At 39.8% G+C, this 10,419-nt stretch carries 7 protein-coding genes; 5 read left to right on the forward strand and 2 right to left on the reverse strand.

From position 1 onward, the window contains the following. The 5 genes from AC1DND_RS08965 to AC1DND_RS08985 all read left to right on the forward strand — a co-directional run. Positions 1 to 1,636: glucoamylase family protein (locus AC1DND_RS08965; protein WP_477580923.1), on the forward strand; the 1,636-nt coding region annotated here is incomplete at its 5' end. 15 nt (positions 1,637 to 1,651) lie between these two features. Continuing rightward, complete coding sequence (locus tag AC1DND_RS08970; protein WP_477580925.1) at positions 1,652 to 3,019, forward strand: glucoamylase family protein; 1,368 nt, start codon at positions 1,652 to 1,654, stop codon at positions 3,017 to 3,019. Position 3,020: 1 nt separating this feature from the next. Next, complete coding sequence (locus tag AC1DND_RS08975) at positions 3,021 to 4,766, forward strand: family 43 glycosylhydrolase (RefSeq protein WP_477580927.1); 1,746 nt, start codon at positions 3,021 to 3,023, stop codon at positions 4,764 to 4,766. A gap of 151 nt (positions 4,767 to 4,917) precedes the next feature. Next, positions 4,918 to 7,215, forward strand: a complete 2,298-nt coding sequence (gene bglX, locus AC1DND_RS08980) for a beta-glucosidase BglX (protein WP_477580929.1) — start codon at positions 4,918 to 4,920, stop codon at positions 7,213 to 7,215. A gap of 149 nt (positions 7,216 to 7,364) precedes the next feature. Next, positions 7,365 to 8,144, forward strand: a complete 780-nt coding sequence (locus AC1DND_RS08985; protein WP_477580931.1) for a carboxylesterase family protein — start codon at positions 7,365 to 7,367, stop codon at positions 8,142 to 8,144. Positions 8,145 to 8,596: 452 nt separating this feature from the next. On the opposite strand, the gene AC1DND_RS08990 is transcribed toward AC1DND_RS08985, so the two are convergent. Both AC1DND_RS08990 and AC1DND_RS08995 read right to left on the reverse strand, forming a co-directional pair. Then, positions 8,597 to 9,325, reverse strand: coding sequence for a YebC/PmpR family DNA-binding transcriptional regulator (locus tag AC1DND_RS08990; RefSeq protein WP_029274031.1), 729 nt, complete (start codon positions 9,323 to 9,325; stop codon positions 8,597 to 8,599). A 74-nt stretch (positions 9,326 to 9,399) separates the two neighbouring features. Then, on the reverse strand, positions 9,400 to 10,344 hold the full coding sequence (locus tag AC1DND_RS08995) for an NAD-dependent epimerase/dehydratase family protein (protein ID WP_477580933.1): 945 nt from the start codon (positions 10,342 to 10,344) through the stop codon (positions 9,400 to 9,402). Between the last annotated feature and the right edge of the window lie 75 nt (positions 10,345 to 10,419).

Raw genomic sequence — 10,419 nt, forward strand, 5'->3', positions numbered from 1 at the left:
CTTATCGGCTGTTTTTTTTGGGTGCAAAAAAGGCGATACACCAGCACCGGTTGATCCGCCTGTTACACCATCATCTTTCGCTTTTAGCGATTTAAAGGTAAACGATGCTTACAGTGGCTTTACCTATTATGGCTTAAACAATAACCCAATTATCAAAATAACATTCTCATCACCAATCAATTCTACTTCTATAAGTGGCAACGTTACCCTTACCGATGCCTCTGGAAATCCGGCAGCATTCACTTCCAAATTAGAGAACAACGATAATACGGTTGTAATTACTGCTACTGCATTGCAGCCCATTACTAAATATATCTTAAACGTTAATAACAATTTATCATCAAAAACCGGTGGCAAACTTCAATCGGCGGTTGCTGTAAACCTGATCACTGCTGTTGATGATGCAGATAAATTTGCCCGCATCAGCGACGACGACCTTTTAACTTTAGTTCAAAAGCAGACTTTTAAATATTTCTGGGATTTTGCACACCCAACCAGTGGCCTTGCAAGGGAAAGAAATACATCTGGTAATACCGTAACTTCTGGTGGATCGGGTTTTGGAATCATGGCCTTGGTTACTGGTATCAGCAGAAATTTCATCAGCAGGGCCGATGGATTGACGAGGATCCAAAAGATGGTATCCTTTTTAAAAACTGCCGATCGTTTTCATGGCGCCTATCCACATTGGCTGGATGGCAATACCGGAAAAGTAATTCCGTTCAGTACCAAAGATAATGGTGGCGATCTCGTTGAGACTTCATTTTTAATGGCAGGCTTAATTACCGCCCGTCAATATTTTAATGGAACTGATGCAGCAGAAACTGCGTTACGAGCTGATATTAATACCATTTATAACAGCGTAGAATGGACATGGTACAGAAAAGATAACAGTAATACACTTTACTGGCATTGGAGCCCTAATTATAACTGGGACATGAACCTGCCCATTAAAGGCTGGAGCGAGTGCCTGATCACTTATGTAATGGCAGCAGCCTCTCCTACTTATTCGATCCCTAAAACTGTTTATGATACTGGTTGGGCACAAAATGGAGCAATGAAAAATGGGAATACCTATTATGGTGTTCAACTTCCTTTAGGCACAGCCAATGGTGGCCCATTATTTTTTGCACACTATTCTTTCTTGGGCATCAATCCAACAGGGTTAAGCGATGCTTACGCAAATTACGAAACACAGGCTAAAGCACACACGCAGATTAATTATAATTATTGCAAAGCTAATCCGCTCGGAAACTATGGTTATGGCGAAAATTGCTGGGGTTTAACGGCAAGTGATATTCCTAACGGATATACTGCAAGTGCGCCGAACAATGATATTGGTGTAATTGCCCCTACCGCAGCCTTATCATCTTTTCCGTATACGCCAACCGAATCGATGCAGGCGCTAAAATATTTTTATTATAAACTGGGCAACAAAACCTGGGGAGATTATGGTTTTTACGATGCTTTCTCGCTAAAAGATCAATGGTTTGCTTCTTCTACTTTGGCCATAGATCAGGGACCAATAGTAGTGATGATCGAAAATTATAGAACCAAATTAATCTGGAACTTATTTATGTCTGCTCCCGAAGTTAAAACAGGCATGAAAAATCTTGGTTTTAGCAGTCCCAATCTTTAACATTATACAGCAGCAATGAAATTTATATTCCGAAACTTCCTTTTATTATCATTTACCCTTTTTACGCTATCATCATGTGCACAGCGTGAAAAACAGGCATACAATCCTGATCTGAAGATCAAAAAAAACCTTACCGACATTGAATTACTGGATCTTGTGCAAAAACAGACTTTCCAATATTTTTGGGATGGGGCTGAACCAACATCAGGTGCTGGTAGAGAACGCTTTCATGTGGATAATGTGTACCCGGAAAATGATAAGAATACAGTGGCAACCGGTGCAACTGGCTTTGGCTTGATGGCCATTTTAAGCGGTATTGATAGAGGTTATGTAACAAAAAAAGAAGGATTAGACAGATTAAACAAAATATTGGATTTTCTATCCAAAGCCGATCGTTTTCATGGTGCATGGTCGCATTGGATAAATGGAGAAACTGCCAAAGTACGTCCTTTTGGGCAAAAAGATAATGGAGGCGATCTTGTAGAAACTTCTTTTGTTGCACAGGCCTTAATCTGTATTAACGAATATTATAAAAATGGAACGGATGGTGAAAAGGCATTAGCGAAAAAAGCTGATGAACTTTGGAAAGGAATCGATTTTAACTGGTACCGCAATGGCCAAAATGTATTGTACTGGCATTGGTCGCCAGCGTATAAATGGGAAATGAACTTTCCGGTTAAAGGTTATAATGAATGTTTGATTATGTATGTAATGGCCGCCTCATCCCCCACGCATGGTATCCCTGCAGAGGTGTATCACGAAGGTTGGGCAAGAAACGGGCAGATTAAAACTAGTTTCAAATTTTACGGACATCCTTTTACACTTGATTATCAAGGTCAGAAAAATTCAGTAGGACCATTATTTTGGGCACATTACTCCTATTTAGGTTTAAATCCGAAAGGATTAAAAGACCGTTATGCAAATTATTGGGAAAATAACGTAAACCACACACTTGCCATACACGATTACTGTGTGGCCAACCCAAAGAAATTTAAAGGTTATGGAGAAAACAATTGGGGTTTAACAGCCAGTTATTCGGTAAAAGGTTATGCAGCACACAATCCTCAGGAAGATTTTGGCGTAATCTCTCCTACTGCAGCTATATCATCGATCCCATACACTCCAAAAGAATCGATGAGGGTAATCAGGCATCTTTACGAAGATCTGGGCGATAAAGTTTGGGGGAAATATGGTTTTTACGATGCCTTTTCAGAGCAGGACAATTGGTATCCGAAAAGATATTTAGGTATCGACCAAGGCCCAATAGTTGTGATGATCGAAAATTACAGATCGGGCCTACTTTGGAAGCTTTTTATGGGAAACAAGAATGTTCAGAATGGATTACAAAAATTAGGTTTTGAACATCCTACTTTAAAAAAATAAAATGAGAAGGCTGATTATAACAATAGCAATCATGATCTGCACTGCTTCGGCATTTGCACAAAATCAAAAAACTTACTGCAATCCAATCAATGTAGATTATGGTTATACACCATTCGAATCTTTTACCGAATGGGGGAAACACCGTGCCACTGCCGATCCGGTGATTGTAAATTATAAGGGCGATTTCTATCTTTTCAGCACCAACCAATGGGGTTATTGGCATAGCGCTGATATGCTGAACTGGAAATTCCATGAAAGAAAATTTCTCCGTCCATGGAACAAAACAAAAGATGAACTCTGTGCACCAGGGGTAGGCATCGTTGGCGATACCATGGTCGTTTTCGGGAGTACCTATACTAAAAACTTCACTTTATGGGGAAGTACCGATCCAAAAGGGAACAAATGGTTCCCATTGGTTGATTCTTTAGAAATTGGTGGCTGGGATCCGTCCTTTTTTACCGATGACGATGGCAAATTTTACATGTATAACGGAAGCAGTAATAACTACCCCATGTATGGTGTGGAATTAGACCGCAAAACTTTTCAACCTAAAGGTACCCGCACACCAATGTACCTGCTTGAAAGCTGGCGGTATGGCTGGCAGCGTTTTGGCGAATATATGGACAATACATTTCTTGATCCTTTTGCCGAAGGTGCATGGATGACCAAACATAATGGCAAATATTACTTTCAATACGGAGCACCAGGAACCGAATTTAGCGGTTATTCTGATGGAGTGGTGGTTGGAACCAAACCTTTGTTTTACGATAGCCCATTTACGCCTCAATCTGATCCTTTAAGTTATAAAGGTGGTGGATTTTCGCGTGGTGCAGGGCATGGTGCAACCTTTCAAGATAACAGTAAAAATTACTGGCACATTTCTACCAGCATTATCTGTGTAAAAAACACCTGGGAGCGCAGAATGGGTATCTGGCCAACCGGTTTTGATAAAGACGATGTGATGTGGACCAATACTGCCTTTGGAGACTACCCCCTCTATCTTCCTTCCGAAAGAAAAGAAGGTGGTCCGGCAGGCCCAGGTTGGATGCTAATTAACTATAAAAAACCCATTACTGTTTCTTCAACTTTAGGAAGCTTTAATGCCAATAATGCTGTTGATGAAAGCATTAAGACCTATTGGAGTGCCAAAACCGCTAATAATGGAGAATGGATCCAAACCGATCTGGGTAGTCTGGCAACCGTTAATGCCATCCAGATTAATTATGCAGATCAGGATGCAGAATTTATTGGTAAACAGATCGGAATTTACCATCAATATAAGATTCTATCATCAACTGATGGTAAAAAATGGACTACCCTGGTTGATAAAAGCCAGAACAAAACCGATGTGCCGCACGATTATATCGAACTGCAGACACTAGTAAAAACCAGGTTCATCAAAATGATAAACATCCATATGCCAACCGGAAAATTTGCCATTAGCGGCTTACGTGTTTTCGGCAATGGAAATGGAGAAAAACCAACAAAGGTTAAAAACCTGATTGTATTGAGGACAGAAAAAGATAAACGAAGCGCCTACATCAAATGGCAGCCTGTTGATAATGCATTTGCCTATAATCTTTACTACGGTACTGCGCCAGATAAGCTATACAATTGCATTATGATCCATGATTTTAACGAGTACTGGTTCAAAGCAATGGACAGCCAAAAAGCTTATTATTTTACCATTGAAGCAATAAATGAGAATGGTGTATCGGCAAAAACCGAGGTAAAGAAAGTTGATTAATAAAATACATAGCTCACGCTCGTTTCTAACGAGTGTGGAAATAAACAATCGCTTTAAGCGATTAATGTTAAAACACGATAAAATCGTAAAGCTATTTAGGCATTCGTTGGAAACGAGCACCAACTAATAAAAAGAATAAAACACACATATAATGAAGAGAGCGAATATCCTGGTTGTTTTTTTAACCCTGCTTGTACTGAATGGATCAGCACAAACAAAAAAACCTGTTTCGGCAGCAGATGCAAAGATGAATACCTTCATCAGCAATCTGATGGCGAAAATGACCGTTGATGAAAAAATTGGTCAATTGAACCTGCCAAGTTCTGGCGATATCACCACCGGCCAGGCTAACAGCAGCGACATTTCTAAAAAAATCAGAGATGGACAAGTTGGTGGTTTATTTAACATTAAAGGAGTAGATAAGATAAAGGCAGTTCAAAAGATTGCAGTAGAAAACAGCCGCATGAAAATCCCTTTGCTTTTTGGAATGGACGTAATCCATGGTTATAATACCGTTTTCCCCATTCCATTAGGAATGAGTTGCGTTTGGGATATGGCCGCCGTACAAAAATCGGCAAGGGTTGCTGCGATAGAAGCCAGTGCAAGTGGAATTAACTGGACCTTTTCTCCTATGGTCGACATTTCTAGAGACCCGCGTTGGGGCCGCATTTCGGAAGGAAGTGGCGAAGATGCTTATTTAGGTTCACAAATTGCCGCAGCCATGGTGAAAGGTTATCAAGGTAAACTTCAGGCTAATAACGAAATTTTAGCCTGCGTAAAACATTATGCGCTTTATGGTGCTGCTGAAGCTGGCAGAGATTATAATACCACCGATATGAGCAAAGTGCGCATGTACAATGAATATTTCCCCCCTTATAAAGCCGCTGTTGATGCAGGAGCAGCCAGTATTATGGCCTCTTTTAACGAAGTTGATGGTATCCCTGCAACCGGAAGCAAATGGTTAATGACCGATGTTTTACGTAACCAATGGGGCTTTAAAGGGTTCGTGGTAACTGATTATACAGGTATTCCTGAAATGATTGCCCACGGCATGGGCGATTTACAAACTGTTTCTGCCCTGGCTTTAAATGCTGGCATTGATATGGATATGGTGGGCGAAGGCTTTTTAGGTACTTTAAAAAAATCATTGGCAGAGAAAAAAGTTGGCATGGCACAAATAGACAGGGCATGCCGATTAGTGCTTCAGGCAAAATATAAACTTGGTTTATTTGCTGATCCTTATAAATTCTGTAATGCAGAAAGAGCAGAAAAAGAGGTTTTTAGTCCAGCTAACCGTCAGGCTRCACGTGAAATTGCTGCTGAAAGCTTCGTGTTACTAAAAAATAACAATAATATACTTCCATTAAAAAAATCAGGGACTATTGGCTTAATCGGTCCATTGGCAGATAATACCGCCAACATGTACGGTACCTGGAGTGTTGCTGCCCTTTTCGATAAATCGGTAACGGTACTTCAAGGTTTAAAAAATGTTTTGGGTGATAAAGCGAAAATTTTAACCGCACGCGGCGCTAATTTTTTAGCAGATTCTGCTATGGAACACCGTTATGTTAACATCCACAATCCCACTTACAAACGCGATCCTCGAACCGAAGCAGAAATGATCAAGGAAGCGCTAGAGATTGCTAAAAAATCGGACGTTATTGTGGCTACCATTGGCGAAGGTTCTGAATTTACAGGCGAAAGCAGTAGTGTAACCGATATCCAGATTCCCGAGACACAGAAAAACCTGTTAAAAGCACTGGCTAAAACTGGCAAACCAGTGGTACTGGTGTTGTTTACCGGTCGTCCGTTGGCATTAAACTGGGAGCAGGAAAATATTCCTTCCATTTTAAATGTTTGGTTCCCGGGTAGTGAAGCAGGAAATGCAATTGCCGATGTACTTTTTGGCGATGTTAATCCTTCAGGTAAACTGAGTGCAACTTTCCCTCAAAATGTAGGTCAGGTGCCTTTGTATTATGCACATAAAAACACCGGTCGACCGCTGGCAGAGGGTAAATGGTTCGAAAAATTCCGTTCCAACTATTTAGATGTAAGCAACGATCCTTTATATCCATTCGGTTTTGGCCTGAGCTATACCACGTTTAATTATAGCGATGTTAAATTAAGTTCAAATACCTTAACCAAAGGGAAAACGATCACGGCATCGGTTACGCTAAGTAATACGGGTAAATATGAGGGTAAAGAGGTCGTTCAATTATACATTCAAGATCTTGTGGGAAGTATTACCCGTCCAGTAAAAGAGCTAAAAGGTTTTCAAAAGATTAATTTAAAAGCCGGAGAAAGTAAAACCGTCACTTTCAGCATTTCCGAAAATGATCTTAAGTTTTACAATGCTGATCTAAAATTCGTGGCTGAACCCGGCGATTTTAAAGTATTCATTGGCACAAATTCACGCGATGTAAAAGAAGCATCTTTTACACTCAAATAAAGACAATTAGGTTTGGTTATGAACCCTGTGCTATTGTAAAGTAGCCAGGGTTTTCTATTTTTGTTAAATGAAACCATCATAATTTATCAAAACACACCTTGAAATAACAAATCATGATAGCTTCATCAACTTTAAAATATATAAAACGGATGAAAAAGATTTTTTTTACCATCTGCATTCTTTTTTCTGTACTCTTTTTAAACGCTCAAGACTTAAAAAAATACGACAAGGGAAGCTATATCAAAGGAATGGACTCTATTTACTACAGAATCCTCTTTCCCGAGAATTTTAATCCCGACCAAAAATATCCGATCATCTTCTTCCTCCATGGAAGCGGCGAAAGGGGGAATGACAATACCAGTCAACTGGTACATGGTGGAAAATTGTTTTTAAAAGATGATTTACGCAAAAATTTCCCTGCTATTGTTGTTTTCCCACAATGCCCATCAAACGACTTTTGGGCAAATGCCAATTTTGAGAAAGATGCAAAAGGTAAAAGGAGAATCAGTTTTGTGGAGGGTGGCAAACCAACCAAAATTATGCATGCGCTACAAGGCATGGTTAAAAACTTCCTTAATAAACCTTATATAAACAAAGACCAGGTGTATGTGGGCGGTTTATCAATGGGGGCAATGGGTACTTATGAGCTTTTAAGAAGAGAACGCCGCAAATTTACCGCTGCCATTGCCATCTGTGGTGGCGATAACACCAACAATATTAAAAAATATCAAAAAATACCGCTTTGGATTTTCCATGGCGCAAAAGATGATGTAGTTGATCCGGCTTTTTCGATTGCCATTGCCGAGCGCTTAAAAACCGTTGGAGATGAGGTAAAATTTACCCTTTACCCAAATGCCAACCACAATAGCTGGGACAGCGCCTTTGCAGAGCCAGAATTGTTAACCTGGCTATTTTCACATAAGAAATAGTAGAACGATCCGTCATAATGAACTTGTTTCAGTATCTATCTGGCAAGACCCTGAAATAAATCCGATAGCTATCGGATCAGGGTGACGATCAGGAGTAAAAGAATTAGAAAAGCAAGGTTCGGTATCTTATCGGTTCCAAAAGCCCTGCCATCCGCTTTACTCACCCCGATTGAAAACCTGTGAAACAAGCAAGCACACAATAGAACAATAAAAATAGTGCTTAAATCGGGAGTTCGTGCCCGCTGCTGTCAGGTTTAATTTACCTAGGTTGACCTAAGTAACCTAGACCCGACAAAATGGAAAGCCCGGAGGTTGAGGAACGAGGCCGAGGACTTGAAATGATGGCGGGACCGTCGTAACCAATAAGCACCGATTTTGCTCTTCAAAAACAAAAACCACAAAAAAAGCCTGAAGAAAAATCTTCAAGCTCTTGTAAAATATTCTAATTGATATTATTCTGCCATATTATGGTAAACCGCCTGCACATCATCATCTTCCTCTAACTTATCGATCAATTTCAAAACATCAGCTGCCTGCTCTTCCGTTACCTCATGGTGAGATAAAGCAATACGCTCTAATTTTGAACTCTTTAACTCTATGCCTTTTTCTTCTAAAGCTTTTTGTAAAGATCCAAAGTTTTCGAAAGCACCTTGAGCAACAGCGATATCGTTGCCTTCTTCATCAGCCTCTACGTATAATTCTTCTAAACCAGCATCAATTAGTTCAAATTCTAACTCTTCTAAGTCTAAACCTTCAGCTGGTACAAAACGGAAAACAGATTTGCGGTTAAAAACGAAATCTAACGATCCGGTTTTACCCAAAGAACCATCCGTTTTGTTAAAATAACTACGAACGTTTGCTACGGTACGGTTGGTATTATCAGTAGCAGTTTCAATTAAAACGGCAACACCGTGTGGCGCATAACCTTCATATACAATTTCTTCGTAATTGGCCATCGATTTATCAGATGCACGCTTAATAGCTGCCTCTACCCTATCTTTTGGCATGTTTACCGCTTTCGCATTTTGCATAGCCGTACGTAAGCGCGAGTTGGTTTCTGGATGAGGTCCGGATTCCTTAACTGCCATTACAATATCTTTACCAATACGCGTAAACTGAACCGCCATTTTGGCCCAACGCTTAAATTTTCTCTCTTTTCTAAATTCGAATGCTCTTCCCATTTTTCGAGTATTGAGATATAAGATTTGAGATAGGAGACCTTATGCCTTCAACCTTTCAACCCTCTACCTTTATATTATTTTTTTAAATTATTCAACATATCAATTGTCAGTTTCGACAAATCGAACTCTGGTTTCCATCCCCAATCTTTTGCAGCATAGTTATCGTCGATAGAACGTGGCCAGCTATTTGCAATTTGCTGACGGGGATCATTAGCGGCGTAAGATAATGTAAAATCCGGAATATGTTTTCTGATTTCGGCTGCTAAAATCTCAGGTGTAAAACTTACCCCACCAAAATTATAGCTGCTACGCACCGAAATCTGATCTGCCGGTGCATCCATTAGTTCGATTGTTCCACGAATGGCATCATCCATATACATCATTGGCAACTCCGTTTCTGCATTTAAGAAACTCTGGTAGCTGCCTTTTTTCAATGCATCGTGAAAAATATGAATCGCATAATCTGTTGTTCCACCACCTGGGGCAGCTTTCCAGCTGATTAATCCCGGATAACGGATACTCCTCACATCTAATCCGTATTTTTGGTTATAATATTCGCACCAGCGCTCACCTGCCAGTTTACTGATTCCATAAACGGTATTCGGATCCATTACACAATATTGCGAGGTATTATCTTTTGGCGAATTCGGGCCGAATACAGCGATTGAACTTGGCCAATATACCTTTGCAGTTTTATATTCTAAAGCTAAATCTAAAACATTCAGCAAGCCGTTCATATTTAAATCCCAGGCTAATTTTGGATTCTGCTCACCTGTAGCCGATAATAAAGCTGCTAAAAGGTAAACCTGTGTTGGTTTGTATTTATGAAAAATACCATTGATCATTTCCTTATCAAGCACATTCACAAATTCAAACGGTGCAGAGTTTTTGATATCGTAATCTGGTCTGCGTATATCGCATGCAACCACATGATCATCACCATATATTTTACGTAACATGGTTACCAACTCGGTACCAATTTGCCCGTTAGAGCCTAAAACAACAATTTTTTCTTGCATAATTTTTTTGAGATTGAGCAAAGGTAAAAAAATGAGATAAAAGGCGATAAAATATTTATACTTAGTGTATAGAAT

It is taken from the genome of Pedobacter sp. 01N416 (genome assembly GCF_056399685.1).